At 72.2% G+C, this 23,339-nt stretch carries 19 protein-coding genes; 12 read left to right on the top strand and 7 right to left on the bottom strand.

The features are described from left to right. The first annotated feature begins 30 nt into the window (after positions 1-30). Positions 31-1,110: a tRNA pseudouridine(55) synthase TruB gene (gene truB, locus AC3AOF_RS27500; protein ID WP_236992634.1), complete on the top strand. Its 1,080-nt coding sequence runs from the start codon at positions 31-33 to the stop codon at positions 1,108-1,110. Between the two features lie 14 nt (positions 1,111-1,124). Next, positions 1,125-1,556: an acyl-CoA thioesterase gene (locus AC3AOF_RS27495; RefSeq protein ID WP_488347059.1), complete on the top strand. Its 432-nt coding sequence runs from the start codon at positions 1,125-1,127 to the stop codon at positions 1,554-1,556. A 214-nt stretch (positions 1,557-1,770) separates the two neighbouring features. Here the strand turns inward: AC3AOF_RS27495 and AC3AOF_RS27490 are convergent, their stop codons facing one another. Further along, positions 1,771-5,334 (bottom strand): hypothetical protein, encoded by a 3,564-nt coding sequence (locus tag AC3AOF_RS27490; RefSeq protein WP_488347058.1) that lies wholly within the window; start codon positions 5,332-5,334, stop codon positions 1,771-1,773. A gap of 232 nt (positions 5,335-5,566) precedes the next feature. Between AC3AOF_RS27490 and AC3AOF_RS27485 the strand changes: the two genes are divergently transcribed. Together AC3AOF_RS27485 and AC3AOF_RS27480 are read left to right on the top strand one after the other, a co-directional pair. Then, entirely contained in the window at positions 5,567-7,318 is a 1,752-nt protein-coding gene (locus tag AC3AOF_RS27485) for a carbamoyltransferase family protein (protein ID WP_236992635.1), read from the top strand. Positions 7,319-7,539: 221 nt separating this feature from the next. Then, positions 7,540-7,722, top strand: a complete 183-nt coding sequence (locus AC3AOF_RS27480) for a hypothetical protein (RefSeq protein ID WP_236987884.1) — start codon at positions 7,540-7,542, stop codon at positions 7,720-7,722. A gap of 491 nt (positions 7,723-8,213) precedes the next feature. On the opposite strand, the gene AC3AOF_RS27475 is transcribed toward AC3AOF_RS27480, so the two are convergent. Together AC3AOF_RS27475 and AC3AOF_RS27470 are read right to left on the bottom strand one after the other, a co-directional pair. After that, positions 8,214-8,576, bottom strand: coding sequence for a hypothetical protein (locus AC3AOF_RS27475; protein WP_236987885.1), 363 nt, complete (start codon positions 8,574-8,576; stop codon positions 8,214-8,216). Between the two features lie 378 nt (positions 8,577-8,954). Beyond that, a complete protein-coding gene (locus tag AC3AOF_RS27470) occupies positions 8,955-9,221 on the bottom strand; it encodes a hypothetical protein (RefSeq protein WP_236987886.1) in 267 nt (88 codons plus the stop codon). A 642-nt stretch (positions 9,222-9,863) separates the two neighbouring features. Between AC3AOF_RS27470 and AC3AOF_RS27465 the strand changes: the two genes are divergently transcribed. The 3 genes from AC3AOF_RS27465 to AC3AOF_RS27455 are packed head-to-tail and all read left to right on the top strand — an operon-like array spanning position 9,864 to position 12,036. After that, positions 9,864-10,259 carry a carboxymuconolactone decarboxylase family protein gene (locus AC3AOF_RS27465; RefSeq protein ID WP_236987887.1) on the top strand — a complete coding sequence of 132 codons (396 nt, stop codon included), beginning with the start codon at positions 9,864-9,866 and terminating at the stop codon, positions 10,257-10,259. Positions 10,260-10,307: 48 nt separating this feature from the next. After that, positions 10,308-11,216, top strand: a complete 909-nt coding sequence (locus AC3AOF_RS27460) for an NAD(P)-dependent oxidoreductase (RefSeq protein WP_236987888.1) — start codon at positions 10,308-10,310, stop codon at positions 11,214-11,216. 10 nt (positions 11,217-11,226) lie between these two features. Continuing rightward, a complete protein-coding gene (locus AC3AOF_RS27455; protein WP_488347057.1) occupies positions 11,227-12,036 on the top strand; it encodes an N-acyl homoserine lactonase family protein in 810 nt (269 codons plus the stop codon). Positions 12,037-12,043: 7 nt separating this feature from the next. Here AC3AOF_RS27455 and putA read toward each other — a convergent pair whose 3' ends face one another. After that, complete coding sequence (gene putA, locus AC3AOF_RS27450; protein WP_488347056.1) at positions 12,044-15,133, bottom strand: bifunctional proline dehydrogenase/L-glutamate gamma-semialdehyde dehydrogenase PutA; 3,090 nt, start codon at positions 15,131-15,133, stop codon at positions 12,044-12,046. Between the two features lie 119 nt (positions 15,134-15,252). Here putA and AC3AOF_RS27445 point away from each other — a divergent pair, with 119 nt between their 5' ends. Continuing rightward, entirely contained in the window at positions 15,253-15,717 is a 465-nt protein-coding gene (locus tag AC3AOF_RS27445) for an Lrp/AsnC ligand binding domain-containing protein (protein WP_236987891.1), read from the top strand. Between the two features lie 148 nt (positions 15,718-15,865). Beyond that, the gene (locus AC3AOF_RS27440) at positions 15,866-16,168 is read left to right on the top strand and encodes a hypothetical protein (protein ID WP_236987892.1); all 303 of its coding nucleotides are present in this window, start codon (positions 15,866-15,868) and stop codon (positions 16,166-16,168) included. A 252-nt stretch (positions 16,169-16,420) separates the two neighbouring features. On the opposite strand, the gene cysK is transcribed toward AC3AOF_RS27440, so the two are convergent. Then, entirely contained in the window at positions 16,421-17,401 is a 981-nt protein-coding gene (gene cysK, locus AC3AOF_RS27435; protein WP_236987893.1) for a cysteine synthase A, read from the bottom strand. A gap of 334 nt (positions 17,402-17,735) precedes the next feature. Between cysK and AC3AOF_RS27430 the strand changes: the two genes are divergently transcribed. The 3 genes from AC3AOF_RS27430 to AC3AOF_RS27420 all read left to right on the top strand — a co-directional run bounded on the left by AC3AOF_RS27430 (position 17,736) and on the right by AC3AOF_RS27420 (position 21,316). Beyond that, on the top strand, positions 17,736-19,115 hold the full coding sequence (locus AC3AOF_RS27430; RefSeq protein ID WP_488347055.1) for an NAD(P)/FAD-dependent oxidoreductase: 1,380 nt from the start codon (positions 17,736-17,738) through the stop codon (positions 19,113-19,115). 135 nt (positions 19,116-19,250) lie between these two features. Next, positions 19,251-20,666: a M20 family metallopeptidase gene (locus AC3AOF_RS27425; protein WP_236987895.1), complete on the top strand. Its 1,416-nt coding sequence runs from the start codon at positions 19,251-19,253 to the stop codon at positions 20,664-20,666. Positions 20,667-20,926: 260 nt separating this feature from the next. Continuing rightward, complete coding sequence (locus tag AC3AOF_RS27420) at positions 20,927-21,316, top strand: hypothetical protein (RefSeq protein ID WP_488347054.1); 390 nt, start codon at positions 20,927-20,929, stop codon at positions 21,314-21,316. 139 nt (positions 21,317-21,455) lie between these two features. On the opposite strand, the gene AC3AOF_RS27415 is transcribed toward AC3AOF_RS27420, so the two are convergent. Beyond that, entirely contained in the window at positions 21,456-21,731 is a 276-nt protein-coding gene (locus AC3AOF_RS27415) for a GNAT family N-acetyltransferase (RefSeq protein WP_488347053.1), read from the bottom strand. Between the two features lie 114 nt (positions 21,732-21,845). Further along, positions 21,846-23,075, bottom strand: coding sequence for a COG3904 family protein (locus AC3AOF_RS27410; RefSeq protein ID WP_488347052.1), 1,230 nt, complete (start codon positions 23,073-23,075; stop codon positions 21,846-21,848). Positions 23,076-23,339 lie beyond the last annotated feature (264 nt).

The raw sequence follows: 23,339 nt of genomic DNA, 5'->3' as shown, positions 1-23,339 counted from the left end.
CGCCGTTCGAGAACGGATATACAGATGACGATGCACGAGGATCAGCCCGCAGAGCCCGGGCCGCAGGCGACCCGCCCCGCCCGCGACGACGCTCCGCGCGATGGCCAGCGCCAGGATGGTCAGCGCCCCGAGGGCCAGCGTCAGGACCGCCCGCGGCACGACCGGCCGCGCGGCCGCGGCCGCCCGCCGGGCGACCGGCCCAAGCGCCGTGAGATCAGCGGCTGGGTGATCCTCGACAAGGGCGTCGGCATGACCTCGACCCACGCGGTCGCGGCGGTGAAGCGCGCTCTCAACGCCAAGAAGGCGGGCCATGCCGGCACTCTCGACCCGCTGGCCTCCGGCATCCTGCCGATCGCGCTCGGCGAGGCGACCAAGACCGTTCCCTTCGTGATGGACGGCCGCAAGGCCTACGTCTTCTCGGTCACCTGGGGCGTCGAGACCGATACCGACGACGCCGAAGGCCGCCCGGTCGCGACCTCAGACGAGCGTCCGACGCAAGGCGAGGTCGAGGCGATGCTGCCGCGTTTCGTCGGGGCGATCGAGCAGGTGCCGCCGCGCTACTCGGCGATCAAGATCCAGGGCGAGCGCGCCTACGATCTCGCCCGCGACGGCGAGGTGGTCGAGCTGGTTGCCCGCCCGGTGCAGATCGACCGGCTGGCGATCGTGGCGCACACGCCCGAGCGCACGGTGATCGAGGCCGAGTGCGGCAAGGGCACCTATGTGCGGGCCATCGCCCGCGACCTCGGCCGTGCGCTCGGCTGCTACGGCCACGTCTCGGCTCTGCGCCGCACCCGCGTCGGCCCCTTCGCCGAGGACCAGTCCTGCACCATCGGGGCGCTGGAGGCTGCCGAGGCCGAGGCCAATGCCGCGGTGCTCCGCCCGGTCGAGACGGCGCTCGACGCCGTGCCGCACGTCCCGGTCTCCCGCGACATGGCGATGCGGCTGATGCGCGGCCAGCCGGTGATCCTGCGTGGGCGCGACGCCCCGACCGAGGGCAAGGCCTACGCGACCTGCGGCGGCGTGCTGGTGGCGGTCGGCGACGTCGAGCGCGGCGAACTCGTGCCGCACCGGGTGTTCCACCTCGGCGGCACCGCCCCGCGCAACGGCTGAGAGGGGGCAGGGCGATGACCGACGGGTTCGAGGCCGATCCGCGGGTATTGTGGAGCGAGGACGTCCTGCGCTACCGCGACACCGACGCCAACGGCCACGTCAACAACGCGGTCTTCGCCGCCTTCTGCGAGAGCGGCCGGGTGCAGTTCTTCGCCCACCACCTGACCCCGCTGCTCACGCCCGACACCTTCTTCGTCATCGCCCGCTTCGTCATCGATTACCGGGCCGAGCTGCATTATCCGGGCCGGGTCCGTACCGCGACCTGGCTCGCCCGCACCGGCCGCACCTCGCTGGGTTTTCGCCATCGGATCCTCACCGGCGACGTCGTGGCGGGCGAGGCGGAGTCGATCTGCGTGCTGATGGCCAAGGACACCCGCCGGCCGTCGCCGCTCGGCGCGGCCGGCGAGGCGGCGGCGCGGCTGGTGATCGAGGCGCCGGCGGGGTGAGGCGGGATGGGCCGGGGGCTGGCTCGCCGCATCACCTGTCAAAGCCCGTTCGTTTCGCCCAACACAATTCACACCCTCCTCGTCATTCCGGGCTCCGCTGCGCGGCCCCGGAATGACTCGGTGGGTTTCAGATCTGTAGAGGTTCATCGCACAGGATCTCAGTGCGATGTCCGGGGAGCGAGGCCGGCTAACCGCGCTCGTTCCGCCCCAGCGGTCACGGCCCGTTCGCCTCCGGCGCCCCGGCGCCCTGGCGGCGCGCCTCGTCCTCGGCCTTGCGGCGGGCCGCTTCCGCCGCCCGCGCAGCCTCCGCGGCCCTGGCCGCTTCTTCCGCCCTCTGCCTGGCCTGTCGGGCTTCCTCGGCCGCCCTCGCCGCTTCCGCCGCGCGCGCAGCCTCCGCGGCCCTCACCACCTCCTCCGCCCGCTGCCTGGCCTGCCGGGCCTCCTCGATCGCCCGGGCGCGGTCCATCTCCAGGCGGCTGCGGCGGCGGGCGAGTTCGTTGCGGTCGGCCTCGACGGTCTCGATCTTGTCCAGTTCGCGTTGAAGCACGACCGCTGCCAGCAGGTTGCCGAGCGGGACGACGTCGAGCTCGCGCTGCGGCCGGGCGAGGGGGCCGACGAGGGCGAGGCCGAGGGTCGGCGCAGGCGCCGTCCAGGCCCGGGGCGTCGCGGTGGCGGTGAGCGTACCGCGGGCGTCGAGGCGCCAGGTCTTCGCATCGACCTGCACCAGGCCGGCCCAGGTGGCGGGACCGAGATCGAGGGTGAGGCTCCCGGTCCGTAAAATGCCGCCGACCACCGAGGCCGGCACCGAAACGGGCCCCGCCAGCACCAGCGGCCCGCGGTCGAATTCCTCCGACACCACCCGCTCGACGCGGCCGGCCCGCAGCGGGTCCTCCTCGGCCAGCAACCGGGTCAGGGCACGCTGCACCGAAGCGGGGTCGAGGGTGGGGAGCGTCAGCCCGGCGAGTTCCAGAGCGCCGCTGCCGGCGAGGTTGCCGACGAGCGCCGCCGGGCTGTCCCCCGCCGCGCCGAGGCGCAGGCGCAAGGTGACCTGGCCCCGCAAGGCGTCGCCGCCGGTGAGCGCCGGAAGGGCTGCCGCCGTCAGGCTGCCCTCCGCCGACAAGGTCGCTTGGGCGCCCTGGCGTGCCAGGGTGGCGTGACCGGCAAGCCGCCCGCCCGCGAGGCCGGCGGCGAAGTCGCGGAAGGAGAGGCCGTCGGACCCGAGCCCGAGGTCGAACCGCGCCCAGTCCGCCGCGAGGCCGCGGCCGAGATCGAGCCGCCGCACGGTCATGGCGACCTGACCGGTGGCCGGTAGGGCCGGGACGGAGCCGAAGCGGGCGGCGGACCAGGAATCCGGGCCCGCCGGCGCCGCTCCGGGATTCAGCATCAGTGCTCCGGCGATCCACGGCAGGGACAGCCGTTCGAGCGAGACGCTGCCGGCGATCTCGCCGCCGGCCGGGCGGGTCAGCGTCGCGTCCACCGCCGACCCGGCGATCGTGCCGGTGACGACGAGGCGCGGCACGTCGCCCGTACGGCCGAAGCCGAGGCTGAGCCGGGCCGGGACCGGGTCCGGCAGGGCGGGGCCGCCGCCGAGGAGGCCGGCGACCGGCCGCAGATCGGGCGCGGCGAGGGTGAGCGCCCCGTCCTGGAGCGGGCCCGAAGCGGGCAGCACCAGCGGCCGGGCGGTGGCGATGGCGGCCCCGGCGATCTCGGCATCGACGGTCAGGCTCAAGGGGCGGGTCGCGTCGGGCCCGCCCGCCCGGCGTCCGGTCAGGTGCAGGGTCGCCGGCATCGCCAGGGCCGGATCGGTGGGCCGGCCGAGCCAGCGGCCGGAGGCGACGCCGTCGAGGCGGGCATCGAGCTCGTCGAGCCGCCCGGCCCGGGCGGCGAGCGACAGGCCGAGGCGGCCGCCGGCGGCGCTGCCGCGGGCCTGGCCGCGCAGCCGGCCCGCCTCGGGCCCGGAATCCCGCTCCAGCGTCACGTCGAGGGCGACCGGGCCGTCGCGCAGGAAACCCGGCAGCAGCCGCGCCTCGTCCACGAAGGTGCGCGCGACGAGATCGATCAGCGGGGCGGCCACCGGGGCGCTCACCCGCCCGGTGATGCGCCCGGCGCCGTCGGCGCCGATCCGGCCCGAGAGGCTGGCCTTGGCCCCGGCGAGGTCGCGCACCTCCAGGCTGTCGAGGCGGAGCGCCGCGCCCTCGGATTGCAGGCTGGCGGCGATCTCGCCGGTGCGGGTGCCGGTCGGGCCGTAGCGCAGGTCGCGGGCGAGCAGCGTCAGCCCGACATCGTGGTCCTGGAGGGCGGCGATGGCGCCGCGCATCGGCGGCAATTCGGCGATGTCGAGCCCGTCGGCGATGATCTGGGCATCGAAGCGCGGGCGGGCCTGGTCCGGTCCGGCCGGGCTGTAGCGGGCGCTGCCTGTGATCTTCGCGGTCCCCAAGGCCACGCGGGCGTTGCGCAGCGACAGGACCGGGAGGGCCGCCGCCACGTCGGCTTCGGCCGAGAACGGACGGCCGTCGAGGAGCCCGGTGAGCGGGCCGCTCAAGCCCAGCCGGTCGAGGAGGCGCGCGAGCCGGTCCGAGGCGGGGGCATCGACCGCCGCGTGGCCCGAGAAGCCGCCGCTCGGCGTCACGTCGCCGTCGAGCGCCAGCTTCAGGCCCCCGGCGGCCGTGCCGACGAGACGGCGCAGGGTCACGGCGCCGGAGGGGCGCATCACGGCGCTCAACGCCGCACCGCTCCAGTCCTCGCGCGCGAGCGTCAGGTTGTCGACCGCCACGTCGAGCGCCAGGGTGCCGGGCATCGAGGCCGTCGACAGGCCCCGGCCGAGCAGGGCTTGCCCGGTGGCGCTCATCAGGAAGCCGTCGAGGTCGAGGCGGCGGGCGTCCAGGCTCATCGTCGCCCGGGCGGCCGCGAGGTCGAGGCTGCCGCGGCCGGCAAAGCGCAGGGGCGTCTCGCCCGGCACCTCGACGTTCAGGGTCTCGAAGGTGGCGAGCCGGCCCTTCGCCTTGAACGCCCCCTGGACCGAGACCGGCAGGGCGGCGCCCGCCGCCTGGGCCGGCGGTCCCACCACCAGGCGGGCGGTGCCGCTCGCCTCCGGCACGCCGCCGCCCTCCGGGCCGGGGGCCACGCTCACACGGGCGTCGAGGTCGAGCCGGGGCACCGTGTCGCCGCCGGCGCCGAGCTTCACCGGCACCGCCCCGTCGGGCGCAGGGACTCCGGTGGTGAGGCGGAACGGCACCGTCTCGACGGTGCCCTCGGCCCGCCACGGGCCGGCGAGGCGCGGCGCCGAGAGCCGGACATTCTCGGCATAGACCTGGTCGGTGCGCCCGGTCGCCGCCACCCGGGTGGTGACGAGGAGCTGGGAGACCCGCAGATCCTCGACGGCGAGGTCGCGGCCCTCGCCGAGGGCGGGCGGCGGCAGGAAGCTGCCGGCCTCATTCATCGGCAGGGTGACCTCGCCGCGGCCGATCCGGGTCTCGGTGAAGCGGATCTCGCCGGAGAGGAGCGGGGTGAGCGCGATCTCGGCCTTGACGAAGCGGGCATCGAGGGAGGGCCGGTCCCGCCCGGTCGCGAGCCGCAGGTGATCGATCCGCAGGCGCGGCGAGGGCAGCAGGCGCACCTCGAGCCGGCCGTCGCTCTGCGCCTCGACCCCGAGCGAGCGGCCGAGCGCCGCGTCGAAGGTCGAGCGGTAGGCTTCCCACGGGATGAAGGGCGGCGCGATCAGGGCCGCGGCGAGGATCAGGATGACGAGGCCCGCCAGGGCTGTCAGGATGTCGCGCACCGTGAAGCCATCCGTGCCGCCCCGCGAGGAGAGCGCCGCCCCTTTCGTCGACGGCCCGACGGGCCGTACCCCGATGACAGCGCTAGCATATCGATACCGGACACACGGGCGAAATCCGGCAGGATCACGCAGCGAGAGCCGCCCCCCGATGCACCCGCGCCACGCTTCCGCCCGGCCTGACAGGGTCGGCGGACACTGTTAGAGCGGCGGCCTGAGAATGCAGATGGATCCGATGCGCTACTATCTCGGCCTCGCCACCACCTTCCACGACCCGGCCCTCGCCCTGGTCGGGCCGGACGGCACGGTGCTCTTCGCCGAGGCGACGGAGCGCTACCTGCAATACAAGCGCGCCCCGAATTGCGAGCCGGATTCGGCGCCCCGCATGGCCGGCCTGCTCAAGGCCCACCTGCCGCCGGGCGCCGAACTGGTGATCGCCACCACCTGGGGGCCGGATTTCAGCCGCTACCTCGCCGGCCAGGCCGGGGCCGGCGCCTTCGGGCTCGAGACGCTGAAGGGGCATTCTCCCGCCCTCAACCGCTCGCTGGTGCCGGAGCGGGCCGAGCGCACCTTCATCGCCGAGCTGGCCCTCGCCCAGGGCCGGGCCGGCTACGGCACGCTGCTCGGCCTCGACCGGGCCCATGGGGGCCGCTCGACCATCGCGGGGCTCAAGCGCTACCCCCACCACCTGACGCACGCGGCCTACGGCCTGTGGGGCTCGCCGTTCCGGGACGCCACCTGCCTCGTCGTCGACGGCATGGGCGAGACCGGCGCCTCGGCCATCTACCGCATGGAGGCGGGGCGCCTCCGGGAGGTGAAGCGCCATCGTGGCCGCGAATCGGTCGGCTTCTTCTTCGGCTTCGTCACCGATCTCGCCGGCTTCGACCAGGCCAAGGGCGAGGAATGGAAGATCATGGGGCTCGCCCCCTACGGCCGGCAGGATCCCGAGCTGATGGCGCTCCTGCGCCGGCTCTACCGGATCGAAGGCGGGCGCCTGCGCTTCGCGGAGGCCGCCACCGTGCAGGCGGTGGCCGAGGAGATCCGCGCCCGCCGCCCGGCAGAGGCGGACGAGGAGGGCTGGGCCGATCTCTCGGCCTGCGGCCAGGCGATCTTCTCCGAGATGATGGACGTGCTGGTCGCCGAGGCCTGGCGCCTCAGCCCCCACGAGAACCTCGTCGTCACCGGCGGCTGCGCGCTGAACTCGTCCTATAACGGAAAACTGCTGACGCGCAGCGACTTCCGGCGCCTGCACGTGCCCTCCGCGCCGGCCGACGACGGCAACGCGCTGGGGGCGGCCTGGCTCGCCTTCCAGGAGGACAACCCCGGCTGGACCGGGCCGGGCGCGCTCGCCACCCCCTATCTCGGCTCGCGCGTCTCGACCGAGCCGCTGGAGCGGATGACCGATTGGGAGCCGCGGCTGCGCCGGCTCGGCCATGACGGCGTGACGCAGGCCGCTTCCGGCATCCTGGCGGCGGGCGGGCTCGTCGGCTGGGTGCAGGGCCGGGCGGAGTTCGGGCCCCGCGCGCTGGGCAACCGCTCGATCCTGGCCGATCCGCGCCCCGCCGACGCCAAGGCGATCCTGAACGCCAAGGTGAAGTACCGCGAGGCCTTCCGGCCCTTCGCGCCCTCGATCCTGGCCGAGGCCGGGCCGGACTGGTTCGAGGATTACCAGGACAGCCCCTACATGGAGCGCACCCTGGTCTGGCGGCCGGAGGTGCGCGAGAGGGTGCCGGCGGTGGTGCACGAGGACGGCACCGGCCGGCTCCAGAGCGTGACCGACGAGCGCAACCCGGCCTATGCCGCCCTGATCCGCGCCTTCGCGGAGCGGACCGGCGTGCCGATCCTGCTCAACACCAGCTTCAACGTGATGGGCAAGCCGATCCTCCACACCGCCGAGGATGCGATCCTGATGTTCTCCACCACCGGGCTCGACGCCGTGGTGATCGAGGACTGGATCCTGGTGAAGGACGGGGTGAAGACGTTCTGAGCTTTGTTCGCCGAGGCGGGCGCCGCTTCGGCGGCGGAGATGATGCGCGAACGCGGAACCTGCTCAGAAACGCGTTCCACCCTGCCACATGGGATCGAGGCTCGATTCGTTCGGCCCTACCTGCGGTCGGCCTCCGACGTCGGTCAGCCCTTTCGTTTGAGACCCGCGAGGTGATCCCACGGGCTCAGCCGTGAGAGGTATCGCGCGCGATCCACCGTCCCATGCTCAGCCTCATCGTTGCGAGGGACATGAAAAAGCATCCGAAAAACACCATGAGGAAGACCAACGCGGCGAGGCAGACAATCGCGCCGGCCGGAGGCATGAAGCATATGATCGGCACGGAAGGCAACGCGGCAATCGCCGCCGAGGTCGTCATGCATCGTCCGAAATTTGTGCTCCTGTAATTGATCATCAAGAATATGCAATTAGACATCGTCAATACTAAAAGAGGAAACCAAACTATCGGTGCCTTGAGGCCAATTTCTTTAATCGTCATAAATAGAAGGAGTGGCAATAATCCATCATGTCGACCAGTGAAGGCGATTCCGGAGAAGGTCAGGCCGAAAAACACGACGGGTAGGATTGCCAATTGAAAAAATGGTAGTGCGAGGGCTGCAAGGAGGAGTGCCGGAAGGCGGAGAATATGGCTTGTCCGCCTCGACACGGTGCCCTCCTCAGCGATCTACGGATTTCAAGAAGGCCTGTTTGCCTGCCGGAAACGATGTGAACCTCTATGCCAAAGTCTCGTCGCCTCTGCCCGGGTTTCTTCGGGCGGGTTCGGCCGGGGCGGCGCTGAATACCCCGGGGCGGTGGAAGCGATGCCACCTGCCCAACGAAAGAAAGGCCGGCCCCGTCCCCGGATGCCGGCCCTGAATTCTCAGAGAGGCTGCGAGGCTTACTCGCAGACCTCGACGCGCTTGTAGGTGAAGGACTCGTCGTCGAGCCACACCTTGCGGCGCTCGAAATGGCAGATCGGGCCGCGGCGCGGGCGCACGTATACGGTCTCGGGCTCCTCGACATAGACCCGGCGCGGCGGCGGCGCGGCATACATCGGGGGCGGCGGGGGCGGGGGCTGCATGCCGTTCATGATGGCGCCGGCCGCGACGCCGCCGAGCACGCCGGCGGCCGCACCGCCGATGATCGCCGCGCCGACATTGTCGCGGGCCTGGGCCTGGGGGACGGCGGTGACGAAGAGGGCGGCGGCGAGCGCCGCGCCCGCGCCGAGGCGCGGAAGGCCGTAAGAGGTCGGAGCGCGCACGCTGAGGGTCTCCCGAAGGTGTTGGCGCGAGGATGCGAGGGACTGCTTAACGAAGTGCCAAGCTTGCCGCCCGACCGGGAGGTCGGGCACGGCCCGGGGCCGACGAAAGCCTCGCGCCGTCGGGCCCGAGAGATGAGGGCGGTTTGCGGCGATTTCCGGGTATGCCCGAGCTTCCACAGGGTGTGTGTATTTCGGGACACGGTGGCGTCGGGCCCGACGCGAAAAGGGCCGCCCCGAGGCGGCCCTTCGTTCACTGCTACAGGTTCATCAGGGCGCTGGCGGTGCCGGCGACCGTCATGGCGAGGCCACCAGCCAGGACACCGATCATGCCGTAGGACACGGCGCGCAGGAGCTTCATCTCGCTCATCGTCGCTCCCCTCAGCAGCGGTAGCCACCGGCCGTCTGGCCGTACTGCTTGACCGGGAAGTTCTGCTGCTTGGCGTTGCCCTCCGCAGCCGAGCTCATCGGGCAGGCGCCGTAGAACGGCACGCTGTCGTTGGCGCGGCCGCCGATCGAGCCGGTGGTCTCGACGTCGCGCGGCCAGAACGCATTGGCGGGGCCGTTCGGGCCGAAGGCCATGGCGGAGGAGAGCGGGGCGGCGACCAGAGCGAGGGCGGTGACGGCGGCGGCAATGCGAGTCTTCATGTGAGTTCGATCTCCGGTTACTTGGGGTGGCCGGGGCTTGTTGTCCCTGTGCCTTTCGATGATCCGAATATAGTTGGCCGCTCGACGCCGTGATGTGTCATCGCGCACGCGGAATAATGGAATAAAAATCAGGAGGAATCGGGCGGATGGATGGAGAGCGAGGCCGTTCCCGACCGCTTCGGTCACGCTGCCTCTCCGGCATGCGCTGCGGGCTGCGGATCGTCACAGCGGCAGGTGCGATGGTGCGCGCTGGATGCGGCCGTGACGGCGCCTCCGCGGCTCCAGCGTTTCCCACCCACGAACCTCATCCTGAGGTGCGGGCGATCGAAGATCGCTGAGCCTCGAAGGAGGGCTCCAGATGTCGCTGCGATCTCTGGAGCCCTCCTTCGAGGTCAGTCCATCGAGATGGACTGACACCTCAGGATGAGGTCGAGGGTGGGAGAGCCCCAGGGCCGGCAGGCTTCAAGCCACTGTCGTCTACCGCGGTCCTCCCGCTCGACCATTCGCGGGCGGAAGAGATGTCTTGCCCTATCGCCCGTCTGGGATGCCGCGCATCGCCGGATTCGTCCCGCCCCCCGGTCGCCCTCCGCGAAGTTGCCTGATAGCCTTCCGGAAAAGGATTCGTCAGGGAGGGAAACGGCGATGGCCGAGAGCGACCAGTTCGAGAAGGGTCTCGAGGTCCGCCGGGCGGTGCTCGGGGCGGATTACGTCGATGCCAGCCTCGCCAAGGCCGACGACTTCATGATGGCGTTCCAGCGCATCACCACCGAATGGTGCTGGGGCTATGCCTGGACGCGCGACGGGCTCGATCGCAAGACCCGCTCGATGCTCAACCTCGCGATGCTGACCGCCCTGTCGAAGCCGGCGGAACTGAAGCTCCACGTCAAGGGCGCGCTCGCCAACGGCGTCAGCGTCGACGAGATCAAGGAGATCCTGCTGCACGCCACCGTCTATTGCGGCATCCCGTCCGGCCTCGAAGCGTTCAAGGCCGCGCACGAGGTGCTGAAGGCCGAAGGAGCCATCCCCGACAAGCCGTGACCCGGCCCCGCAGCGGGGCTTTTTCCGGGATGCCAGGACAAGAGGGTCATGGACTTCATGCGCATCGATCGATCCTCCGCCCGCATCGCGTTCCTGGGCCTCGGCAAGATGGGGCTGCCGATGGCGAGCCGGCTCGTGGCGGCGGGCTGGACCGTCGCCGGGTTCGATCCCGCGCCGGCCGCCGCCGACGCCTTCGCGGCCGCCGGCGGCCGGGCGGCGCCCTCGGCGCGGGAGGCGGCGGAGCGGGCGAGCGTCGTCGTGACGATGCTGCCGGACGGCCGTGCGGTGCGCGCCGTCCTCGCGGGCGCCGAGGGCGTGGCCGGGCATCTCGCTCCCGGCGCGATCGCCATCGACATGAGTTCGTCGGCGCCGGTCGGCACCCGCGAACTCGCCCACGACCTCGCCGGCGCCGGCGTCACGCTCCTCGACGCGCCGGTCTCCGGCGGGGTGAAGCGCGCGGTCGACGGCACCCTCGCCATCATGGTCGGCGGGGACAAGGCCGCCGCCGCGGCTTTGCGGCCGCTCCTCGAATGCCTCGGCGCCTCGATCTTCGAGACCGGGCCGATCGGCTCCGGCCACGCCATGAAGGCCCTGAACAACTACGTCTCCGCCGCCGGCCTCACCGCGGCCTGCGAGGCGCTGCGCATCGGCGCGGCCTTCGGCCTCGACCCCGGCCTGATGACGGATGTCCTCAACGTCTCCACCGGCCGCAACAACTCGACCGAGGTGAAGCTGAAGCCCTTCGTGATCCCCAAGACCTACGCCTCGGGCTTCTCGATGGCGCTGATGGCCAAGGACCTGCGGACCGCGGACGATCTCGCCCGCCACGAAGGCGTCCCGGCGCCCTTGTCGCGGGCGGTCGCCTCCTTGTGGCAGGAGGCCCTCGACGAGCTCGGGACGGAGGCGGACCACACGGCGATCGACGCGTTCCTGGCGGCGTTGCCGGCGCGGGAATGAGGAGAGAGCCATGCCGGCTTACGAGGTCATCGCGTTGCGCTACGCGACGCACCAGCGCCCGGCCTCGGCGAACCTGCTCTATCCGCCGGAGGGCGGGGACCCGCATGACGGGCCGATGCCGATCGACTACTTCGTCTGGGTGATCCGCGACGCGAGCCGCGTGGTCGTCGTCGATACCGGCTTCGACTGGCCCGCCTGCGCCGCCTACGGCCGGACCATGGTGCGTCATCCCCTGGAAGGGTTGCGGCATCTCGGCGTCGATCCGGCCGAGGTGCGCGACGTGATCATCACGCATCTCCACTACGACCATGCCGGCAACCTGTCGGCGTTCCCGAACGCCACCTTCCATCTTCAGGACGCCGAGATGGCCTACGCAACCGGGCGCTGCATGGGCCATGCGCGCCTGCGCGGCGCCTTCGCGGTGGAGGATGTCTGCACCATGGTGCGGCGCGTCTACGAGGGCCGGGTCGCCTTCGTCGACGGGGAGGGCGAGGTCGCGCCGGGCATCACGGTCCATGCCGTGCCGGGGCATACGCGCGGGCTCCAATGCGTGCGGGTCGAGACGGAGCGCGGCCCGGTCGTCCTCGCCTCGGACGCGGCCCATTTCTACGCCAACCTCGCCCAGCAGAATCCCTTCCCGATCGTGGTCGACATCGCCGCGATGATGGAGAGCTGGCGCCGGCTCGCCAGGCTCGCGGGCGACCCGGAACGGATCGTTCCGGGCCACGACCCGCTCGTCATGGCCCGCTACCCGCGCCATCCCGCGGCGGAGGTCGAGGCGGTGCTGCTGCACCGCCCGCCGCGGGAGCCGGCGTCGTGATGCGGCCTCACCCCTCCATGGCGATCAGCGCCGCGTCACCCCCGGCGGCCGCGGTGTTGATCGTCACGGTCTGCTCGGTGGCGAAGCGGGTGAGGTAGTGCGGACCGCCGGCCTTCGGGCCGGTGCCGGACAGGCCGTGGCCGCCGAAGGGCTGCACGCCGACCACCGCGCCGATCATGTTGCGGTTGACGTAGACGTTGCCGGTGGAGAGCCGCGACACCACCCGCTCCACCGTGGCGTCGATGCGCGAATGGACGCCGAGGGTCAGGCCGTAGCCGCTGGCCTCGATTCCATCGAGCACCCGGTCGAGATCGGCGGCGTGATAGCGGGCGACGTGCAGGATCGGCCCGAACACCTCCTCCGTCAGCGCCTCGGGGCTGCCGATCTCGTAGATCTGCGGCGCCACGAAATGGCCCTCGCCCGGCACCTCGCCGACGTAATGCGCCTTGGCGGAGCGGCGCATGGCGGCGCCGTGGCGGTCGAGGCGGGTGCGGGCTTCCGCGTCGATCACCGGGCCGACATGGGTCGCCGGGTCGCGCGGATCGCCCAGGCGAAGTTCCCGGGCGGCGCCCGCCACCATGCCGATCACCTTGTCGGCCACGTCCTCCTGCACCAGCAGCAGGCGCAGGGCCGAGCAGCGCTGGCCGGCGGAGCGGAAGGCGGACATCACCACGTCGTCGGCGACCTGCTCGGGCAGAGCGGTGGCATCGACCAGCATCGCGTTGATGCCGCCGGTCTCGGCGATGAGCGGCACGATCGGGCCGTCCTTGGCGGCGAGTGCCCGGTTGATGTGGCGCGCCACCTCGGTCGAGCCGGTGAAGACCACGCCGGCCACGTCGCGATGCGCCACGAGCGCCGCGCCGACCGCGCCGTCGCCCGGCACGAGGTGGAGGGCCGACGGAGCGATGCCGGCCCGGTGCAGCAGGCGCACGGCCTCGGCCGCGACGAGCGGCGTCTGCTCGGCGGGCTTGGCCACCACGGCGTTCCCGGCCATCAGGGCCGCGGCGACCTGGCCGACGAAGATCGCGAGCGGGAAGTTCCACGGCGAGATCGCCACGAAGACGCCGCGGCTGCGCAAGGTGAGCCGGTTGCTCTCGCCGGTCGGGCCGGGCAGTCCTTGAGGCGCCCCGAAGAGCTTTCTCCCTTGCGCGGCGTAGTAGCGGCAGAAATCCACCGCCTCGCGCAGCTCCGCCACCGCATCGTCGAGGGTCTTGCCGGCCTCCGCCTGGAGCAGGTGGATCAGCCGGCCGGTCGACGCCTCCATCGCGTCGGCGGCCCGCTCCAGGGCGGCGGCGCGCTGTTCGGCGGGAACCCTGCCCCAGGCGAGCGCGCCCTTGCGGGCGGCGAGCATCGCGGAGGACGCGGTGTCCGGAGAGGCCTCGGTGACGGTGCCGACGATCGTGCGCGCGTCGTTCGGGCTCAATACATCGCGCGGCGTGCCGGTCTGCTGTGCGCCGTCGATCACCGGCGCCGCCTCGGCGGGACCGCGGGCGGCGGCGACCGCATCCGTCAGGCGTTCCAGGGCCGCCCGGTCGCCGAACTCGACACCGGCGGAGTTGATCCGCTCCGGGGCGAACATCTCGGCCGGGCGGCGCAGCTTGGCGTGCCGGGCGCGGTCGGGATTGCCGACGCTCTCGGCGGGGCGGCGCAGCAGGCTCTCGACCGGCACCGCCGGGTCGGCGGCCTGCGAGACGAAGGAGGAATTGGCCCCGTTCTCCAAGAGCCGCCGCACCAGATAGGCCAGGAGGTCGCGGTGGCCGCCGACCGGCGCGTAGGTGCGGCAGGCCGCCCCCGGCACGCTCGCCAGCAGCCGGGCATAGAGCGCCTCGCCCATGCCGTGCAGGCGCTGGAACTCGTAGGTGCCGGCTTGCGGCCCCGCCCGCTCGACGATGGCCGCGACGGTGAGCGCGTTGTGGGTGGCGAATTGCGGGAAGAGCCGCGGCCGGTGCGCCAGCATCCGCTCGGCCGCCGCCAGGTAGCTGAGATCGGTCATGCTCTTGCGGGTGAAGACGGGATAGTCGGGCAATCCCCGCTCCTGGGCCCGCTTCACCTCGGTGTCCCAGTAGGCGCCCTTGACGAGGCGCACCATCAGCCGCCGGTCGAGGCGCGCGGCGAGGTCCGCGACGTGGTCGATCACCTGGAGGCAGCGCTTCTGGTAGGCCTGGACCGCGAGGCCGAACCCGTCCCAGCCGGCGAGCGAGGGATCGCCGAGCACGGCGGCGATGACATCGAGCGAGAGCTCCAGCCGGTCCGCCTCCTCGGCATCGACCGTGAAGTTGAGGTCGTAGCTCCTGGCGGCCTGGGCGAGGCGCAGGAGCACCGGGACCAGCTCCGCCATCACCCGGTCGCGGCCGACCGCCTCGTAGCGCGGATGGAGCGCCGAGAGCTTGACCGAGATGCCCGGCCGGTCCGGCAGCGGCTTGTTGCCGGCGGCCCGCCCGATCGCCTCGATGGCGGCGGCGTAGGATTCCGCATAGGCCCTTGCGTCCTCCGCCGTGCGGGCGCCCTCGCCGAGCATGTCGAAGGAGTAGCGGTAGAGCCGCCCTTGCCCGCTCGCCGAGCGCTTGAGCGCCGCCTCGATCGTCTCGCCGAGCACGAAATGCCCGCCCATCACCCGCATCGCCTGGCGGGCGGCCTGGCGCACGGCGGGGAGCCCGAGGCGCTTGGCGAGGCCGGCGAGGATGCCTTCGGGCGTGTCGCCCGGCTGGATGATCCGGGCCGAGAGGCCGAGCGCCCAGGCCGAGGAGCGCACGAGAAGCGCCTCCGAGCGGGTGGCGTGCTGCTCGAAGCCGCCGAAGCGCAGCTTGTCCTCGATCAGCCGGTCGGCGGTGGCGGCGTCCGGCACCCGCAGCAGGGCTTCCGCCAGCACCATCAGGGCCAGGCCCTCCTTGGTCGAGAGCGAGTATTCGCGCAGCATCGCCTCGACGCCGCCGAGGCCCCCGGTCTCCTGCCGGATGGCCCCGACGAGGTCGCGGGCCAGCGCATCGACCTTCGCCTCGCGCTCGGGCGGCAGCGCGCCCCGCTCCAGGAACAGCCGGGCGAGGGCGGCATCGTCGGCGGCGAAAGGCGCGTGGAAGACGGGGAGGGGCGCGGGCATCGGGGCGGTCCAGGGCTAGGCGGCGATCCTCAGCGTATTCGGCCTTTCACCGCGCTTCGATGGCGCATATCGCCGATCGGCCGCAGGATCGGCGGTGAGATCGGCCTTGGGGAGTGAAAATGACGGATGGGCTCGACCGGGTCGACCGGCAGATTCTGAAAATCCTCCAGCGCGAGGGGCGCATCCCGAACGTGGAACTGGCCGAGCGGGTCGGGCTGTCGCCGACCGCCACCGGCGAGCGGCTGCGCCGGCTGCAGAAGGAGGGGGTGATCACCGGCTTCGGCGCGCGGCTCGACCCGCATCTCCTGGGTCTGAGCCTGCTCGTCTTCGTGGAAGTGTCGCTCGACAAGACCACGCCCGACGCCTTCGCGCGCTTCGCCGCCGCCGTGCGCCGCGCACCGGAAGTCTTGGAGTGCCACATGGTCGGCGGTGGGTTCGACTACCTGGTCAAGGCCCGGGTCGCCGACATGCCGGCCTATCGCCGCTTCCTCGGCGAGGGCCTGCTGTCGCTGCCGGGGGTCAACAACACCCGCACCTACGCGGTGATGGAGGAGGTGAAGAGCGACGGGTTGCTGCCGCTTTAATCCGCCGTCTCATGCGTCCAGCGCATGATTTCCCTGCGACATAATGGAGCTTTGCAGCGGCTGCGGAGTTGGCAGGAGGCGCAACGTGTCGCAGTCTCGCATTCACCAAGCCGACGCAGAGCGGCCCGACGCGAATGGAGGTACGCCGATGGTCAATCCGAACCGTCTCGTCAAATCCGCCTGGATCGCCGCCGAAGTGTCCCGCGAGAAGTCCGAGAAGGTGCTGGTGGTCGAGGCCTATATCGCGGTCTCTCCGTTGGAGAGCGGCTACGATGCTGGCCGCTACGGCCGCCTTGTCGAGGATGTCCGACGCATCCTGGCCGAGAACCCCGATATCGACCGGGCTTCGATCCTGAGCGTCCACCGCGAATCGCGCTGCGCGGCGCTCTTTCGCCGGGGCGCCTGCCAGGACGAACGCCAGGAGGAGCGGCGGCCCGAATTGGTGGCGTGAGCACCCATCCGGCAACGCGCCCGAACCCTCCCCCCTCTGCGGGGGAGGGTGCCCCACGCAGTGGGGCGGGAGAGGGGAACCCGCTTCCGGAGAAGTCGCGACCGTGGTGACGGGCGCCATCTGGATCAGCGTCGCGCTGCCCCTCTCCCGGCTCGCATCCGCTCGCCACCCTCCCCCGCAGAGGGGGGAGGGTTCGGGCGCCGCGGTCCCTGAATGGGCGGGGTCCCCGAAGGAACCCCACCCCTCGACCCCTCACAGCCCCTCGAACAGAGCCGACGAGATGTAGCGCTCGGCGAACGAGCAGGCGACCGTCACGATGCGCTTGCCCTTGAATTCCGGCCGGGCTGCGATCTCGAGGGCCGCCGCGACGTTGCCGCCGGTCGAGATGCCGCCGGGGATGCCCTCGATCCGGGCGAGCAGGCGCGCGGTGTCGAAGGCGGTCTGGTTGGAGACCGTCACCACCTCGTCGATCACGCCGCGGTCGAGCACGTTCGGCACGAAGCCGGCGCCGATGCCCTGGATCTTGTGCGGACCGGGCTGGCCGCCGGACAGGACCGGGGAATCCTCCGGCTCGACCGCGACGACGCGGAGGTTCGGCAGGCGCTGCTTGATCACCTGGCCGACGCCCGTGATGGTGCCGCCGGTGCCCACGCCCGCCACGAAGGCGTCGAGCTGCCCTTGAGTGTCGTTCCAGATCTCCTCCGCGGTGGTCTTGCGGTGGATCTCGGGGTTCGCCGGGTTGTTGAACTGCTGGGGCATGATCGCGCCCGGGATCTCCTTGAGGAGCTCCTCGGCCTTGGCGATCGCGCCCTTCATGCCCTGCGGGCCGGGGGTGAGCGCCAGCTCGGCGCCGAGATAGGCCAGCATCTTGCGCCGCTCGAGCGACATCGTCTCGGGCATGACCAGGATCAGCCGGTAGCCGCGGGCCGCCGCCACGAAGGCGAGGGCAATGCCGGTATTGCCGGAGGTCGGCTCGACCAGGGTGCCGCCGGGCTTCAGCGCGCCAGAGGCCTCCATGGCGTCGATCATGTTGACGCCGATCCGGTCCTTCACCGAGGCGATCGGGTTGAAGAATTCGAGCTTCAGCAGGATTTCGGCGTCGATCCCCCGCTCCTTGGCGAGACGGTTGAGGCGCACCAGCGGGGTGTTGCCGATGGTCTCGGTGATCGACTCGTAGACCCGGCCGTGGCCGATCCGGCGGCCGGATTCCGAGGTGGCGGTGGCGTCGGCCATGGGTATCTCTCTCCCTCGAGGGTACGTCGTCCGCCGCACGGGTAGCGGAAATCCGGCCTGCCGTCGAGATATGCCGATTTATACAGTTTTCGACTGTGAAATACGCATCCGCCTGGCCGGCGGACGCCCGTCGGAGCGTTGTTGGTGCATCAAAGCTGTCGGCACCGCCCGGAGCCCGGCAAGGGGGTCACAAGGGGGAACCCTGCGGCCCTCGCCAGCCTCGTAACCTTGGGTCACAATGTCGCTCCGGCAAGCCCCGACGCGGCGAGTCCTCCCGCGACCCGCCCCGGCCCGACCGCCGCAACCGCCCGAGAGCGCCGCGAGAGAGAACCGCATGTCCGAGACCCTGCACCGCACCACTCTCGAACCCGCCCCCCTCGACGGCGCGCGCGGCGCGGCGCGTCCGGATGCCGTGCCGCACCGGGTCGTGATCGTCGGCGGCGGGTTCGGTGGCCTCACGACGGCGCGGGGGCTCGGCGGCGCCGAGGGGATCGAGGTCACGCTGATCGACCGGCGCAACCACCACCTGTTCCAGCCGCTCCTCTATCAGGTCGCCACCGCCGTGATCGCGCCGGGCGAGATCGCCGAGCCGATCCGGGCGATCCTGCGCTGGGACCGCAATGTCCGCGTGCTGATGGGCGAGGTCGTCGGCGTGGACACCGAGGCGCGCGCGGTGCAGCTCCGCGACGGCACCCGCATCCCCTACGACACCCTGGTGCTGGCGACCGGCGCCACCCACAGCTATTTCGGCCACCCGGAATGGGAGCGCTTCGCGCCCGGCCTCAAGACCCTCGACGATGCCCGCCGGATCCGCGCCCGGGTCCTGCTGGCCTTCGAGGCGGCGGAGCGCGAGGACGATCCGGCTGCGCGCGAGCGGCTGATGACCTTCGCGGTGATCGGCGGCGGGCCGACCGGGGTCGAGATGGCCGGCGCCATCGCGGGCCTCGCCCACCACGCCCTGTCGAAGGATTTCCGCCGCATCGACCCGAAGCAGGCCCGGATCCTGCTGATCGAGGCGGCGCCCCGGGTGCTCGGCACCTTCACCGAAGACCTCTCGGCCTATGCGCGGCAATCGCTGGAGCGCCTGGGCGTCACGGTGCTGACCGAGCACGCCGTCGAGGATGTATCCGAGGAGGGCGTGACCGTCGCCGGCAAGCTGATCCCCGCCGCTACCATCGTCTGGGGCGCAGGCGTGCGCGCCTCGCCGGCGGGGGAATGGCTCGGGGTCGAGACGACGCGCACGGGCCACGTGCCGGTGGGACCCGACCTCGCGGTGATCGGCCGCCCGGGGGTTTACGCGCTCGGCGACCTCGCCATGACGAAGGGCGAGGACGGCAAGCCGCTGCCGGGCCTCGCCCAGGTGGCCGATCAGCAGGGCCGCTATCTCGGCCGCTCCCTGCGCGACCGCATCCTGCGCGGGACGATGCCGAAAGCCTTCCGCTTCCGCAGCCGCGGCAACCTGGCGATCATCGGGCACAATTCGGGCGTGGTGCAGTGGGACCACGTCAAGCTCAAGGGTTTCCTGGCCTGGGTGGTCTGGGGCGTCGCCCACGTCTACCTCCTGGTCGGCTTCCACAACCGGCTCGTGGTCACCCTGCGCTGGCTCTGGGCTTACTTGAGCTTCCAGCGCGGCGCCCGCCTGATCTCCGAGCGCGACGAGGCCGTGATGGCGCTGATCCGCGGCACGCCGCCCGGCCGCATCCCGCCGCCCTGATTCTTTCGGTGCCGCGGGCCTTTGCAGACCTGGACCGAGCCGGACGCATGGCGCCCGGCCCCCATCGTGCGACAAGGGGCCGGGCCTAACAACGGACAGGCCCCCGAGAACGACATCCCGAAGTCGCGAGGAAACATGCACAACAGCGAGGCGATCTGGCGGCACGTCGAGGAGCACGCCGCGGCCTTCGTCGCCCTCTCCGACCGCGTCTGGGAGATGCCCGAGCTCAACTTCCAGGAGGTGCGCTCGGCGGCCGAGCATGCCGCGATGCTCCGCGCCCAGGGCTTCCGGGTCACGGAGGGGACCGGCGGCATCCCGACCGCGATGATGGGCGAGGCGGGGGAGGGCGGTCCGGTCATCGCGATCCTGGGCGAGTACGACGCGCTGCCGGGCCTGAGCCAGGAGGCGGGCGTGGCCGAGCACCGGCCGCGGCCGGGGGAGGGGGCCGGCCACGGTTGCGGCCACAACCTGCTCGGAGCCGGGGCGCTGCTCGCCGCCACCGCCGTCAAGGACTGGCTCGCCGCGCAAGGGCTGCCGGGCCGCGTGCGCTATTACGGCTGCCCGGCCGAGGAAGGCGGGGCCGCCAAGACCTTCATGGTGCGCGACGGCGTCTTTGCCGATGTCGACGTGGCGATCACCTGGCATCCGGGCCCGTTCGTGGCGATCTGGGAGCCGGTCTCGCTGGCGATCCAGCTCCTCGATTTCACCTTCGCCGGCAAGGCCTCGCATGCGGCGGCCGCGCCCCATCTCGGCCGCTCGGCCCTCGACGCGGTCGAGCTGATGAATGTCGGCGTCAACTACATGCGCGAGCACATGCCGAGCGACGCGCGGGTCCACTACGCCTATCTCGATGCCGGTGGCATCGCCCCGAACGTGGTCCAGGCCGGCGCCAGCGTGCGCTACCTCGTGCGCGCCGCCGACCTGCCCGGCCTCCTCGACCTCGCGGCGCGGGTGGAGAGGATCGCGCAAGGTGCCGCGCTGATGACCGAGACCACGGTGACGAGCCGGGTGGTGAGCGCGATGTCGAACCTGCTCGCGAATCCGCCGCTGGAGCAGGCGCTGCACGCCAACCTGATGCGGCTCGGCCCCCCGCCCTTCGATGCCGAGGACCGCGCCTTCGCGAAAGAAATCCGGGCGACGCTGACGGCCGAGGACATCGTCTCGGCCCATCGCCGCTTCGGCGTGCCGGTGACCGAGGCCCCGCTCTGCGACACGATCGTGCCGCTCGGCGCGGTCGGCGAGCGGATGATGGGCTCGACCGATGTCGGCGACGTGAGCTGGGCGGTGCCGACCGTGCAGGCCCGCGGCGCCACCTACGCCATCGGCACCCCCGGCCATTCCTGGCAGATGACCGCGCAGGGCAAGACCCCGGCGGCGCACAAGGGCATGATCCACGTCGCCAAGGCCATGGCCGGCACGGCGGTGGACGTGCTGCGCGACCCCGACCTGCTGGCCCGCGCCAAGGCCGACCATGCCGAGCGGCTGGCCCGTACGCCCTATGTCAGCCCGCTGCCGGCGGGGCTCGCCCCGCCGCTCGACATGGCGGGTTGAATTGGCGGGCTGAATCGGCGGGCTGAATCGGCGGCCTGAGCCGGGGCGGGCCCACCGTCCCTGCGCTCGCCCCGCCTCCGGGCCGAAGGCCCGATCCTGCGCCGGCCCCCAGGATTTCGCCGGATGCATCAAATGCAACCGATTCGCGTCACCATCGGACCAGACCTCCCCTCGTACTGACCATTCCTGATGCAAGCGACCGCCCCCACCAGGCGGCAACCGGCGCGAAGGCTGCGTCGCTCGTCGGAACGGAGCAGGTCATGATCGTCACGGGCGCGTCCCTCCTCGGGCAGATCCTCACGAACCGGACATCGTCCGGCTTCGCACCCGCCAAGGCCGCTTCCGCCCCGGCCGAGGCCGTGCCCGCGACCCGGCCCGAACCGGTATCGACGCTGGCCTCGGTGACGATGTCGCTCTCGACCCTCGACGCGTTGTTCGCGCTGACGGTGTCGTCGCAGGGCGCCGGGGCGGCGACCGGAACCCGGGCTCTCGCGCACCTGTCCGCGCCGGACTTGGAGGCCGGCCCGCAACGGCGGGACAAGACCCTGATGGGCGGCCGGACCGTCGTGGATCCCGACCTGGTGCGCGCGATGACCGCCGCCCTCGAGAGCCGCAAGAGCATGGGGACGCCGCTGGCGCCGCAGGCGTAGGCCGGCACTCGACGGGCTCGGTGATCGCGAGAGGTCTTCCATCCCACCAGCGACCCCAGGATGAGGTCGAAGGCAGGACGGGCCGGTTGCGCGGCTCGAACCGTCGCCGCGCCCGAATCTTCGCGACGGCGACGGTGCGTCAGCTCACCAGGTCGCCGTGCTCACGGTGGCGCCGCAGCCACGCCGCCGCGTAGCCGCAGAGCGGCCGGATCCGCGCGCCCTCCGCCCGGGCGGCCGCGGCCACGCCCTGCATCAGCCGGTCGGCGGCGCCGGTGCCGCGCAGGCGCGGCGGCGCATACACATAGGCGATGACGAGGGTGCCGGGCTGGCGGCGGTAATCGGCATAGGCGACCTCGCCGTCGATCTCGAGCTCGAACCGGCTCCGCTCCGGGTTGTCGCGCAGGACGGCCTTCATGGGCGCCTTCGTGATGGGCTGATCCGCATGGTCGGGCATGCGGGAGGGAAAGGAGCGGGAGCCGGGGTGGTTCCGCTCCCGTCCCGCGGCCGTGCCTTCCCTGGGGAAGGCACCCTACGGCTCTCCCGGCAGGGCCGAGGCTTCCAGGCGCCGGGCGGTGCGGCCGAACAGGTTTTCGCGCAGCCGCAAGGCGTCGCCCCGGCCGAGGATCGCGGCGAGGCGGCGGCGCAGGTCGGCGCAAGGCAGGGCGCGGGGCGGCGGCAGCGCCGTGGTGGTCGGCACGATCGGCGCCGGGCCGGCGAGGGCCCGATCGAGGAGGGGCCGCATCCGCGCGACGCCGCCCGACCCGCGGCTTCCCGGCAAGGACTCGGCGGCGGAGAGGAGGTCGCCGTCCTGCCCGATGGCGCGGCACGTCTCCTCGCTCCCGCTCGCCGTCATGGCCTCGAGGACGAGGCGGCCGAGGGACGCGACGGTCGCGTCGTCGGCGCCCGAAAAAGCCGTCCGCAGCGCGTCCACCGCTTCGGCGCGAATGAGGTCGAGGCCGTCGCTCTCGCTGCGTCCCTGCCGGTAGGCCGCGCGGTAGCGGGCGGCGATGCCGTCGAGCACTCCCGGCCGGTGGGCCGCGAAGGCGGCGAGGAGGTCGACCGCCCGGAGCGCCGCCGCCCGGGCGCCGGCCGGGGAATCGTCGTCGTCGAGGGTCGAATCCGGCAGGTCGCCCGGCCCGACCACCCGGGTGACGACCCCGGCCGAGCGCAGGCGGGCGGAATCGGGGATCCAGACGTCGCGGGAGGGGGTGGCGAGGGCCTGGTCGACGAAGGTGGGCTCCAGGCCGGCGGCGAGGTAGCGGCCGCGCTCGTCGCTGGCATCGACCGGGATCATCTGCCCGAACAGGCCCGGCTCGTAGGGGGCGTGGAAGCCGAGCCGGCTGTCGCCCATGATGATCCGCTCGCGCCCGCGCACGAAGGCGAGGGTGCAGGCCGAGACGCAGTAATCCGGCACGTAGGTGGCAAGCCCCCGCTCGGCGACGATCTCGCCGATCGCCACCCCCTCGTCGACGAGGCCGCCATCGCTGGTCAGGTGCAGCCGCGTCACGCCCGGATTGGCGTCGAGCAGGGCGCGCAGCCGCGCGGCGGTGCCGTCGTTGAGGTCGCCCCACAGCCGCACGTCGCGCCCGCCCGGGCCGAGGGTGACGCGGGCCGGCGGCCCGTCGGGCGTGGTGTCGAGAACGGCTTCGAGGTTGCGCGACAAGCCGCCGAAGGCCGGGGTCAGGGTGCCCGTCACTCCGGCGAGCCCAAGGCACGCCAGCACGAATCCGGCGCCGGCCCATCGCCGGCCACGCCGCACGCCCGTTGCTCCCATTCCGGTCCCCCGCCACCTTGCCGGGCTCAGCCTCTTCGGGCTTGGGCCCTCTTGTCCTTGACCTCCACTCAGCCACATCGCCGGGGCGATGCGAAGACGTTGAGGCACCCGCAAGGGTCAGCAAGATCCGGGCCGAACTGGGGCCGGAGCATGGTTCGTTTCGCCAATGGCTCCCGTGACGCAAACAGTTGTCGGCGGGAGTGCGGCACGGGAGAAACTTGCGCTCCGCCCCGCGCCACCATGTCGCGG

It is taken from the genome of Methylobacterium sp. 142-1Y (genome assembly GCF_057747795.1).
This window is presented reverse-complemented; position numbering and strand designations above follow the sequence as displayed.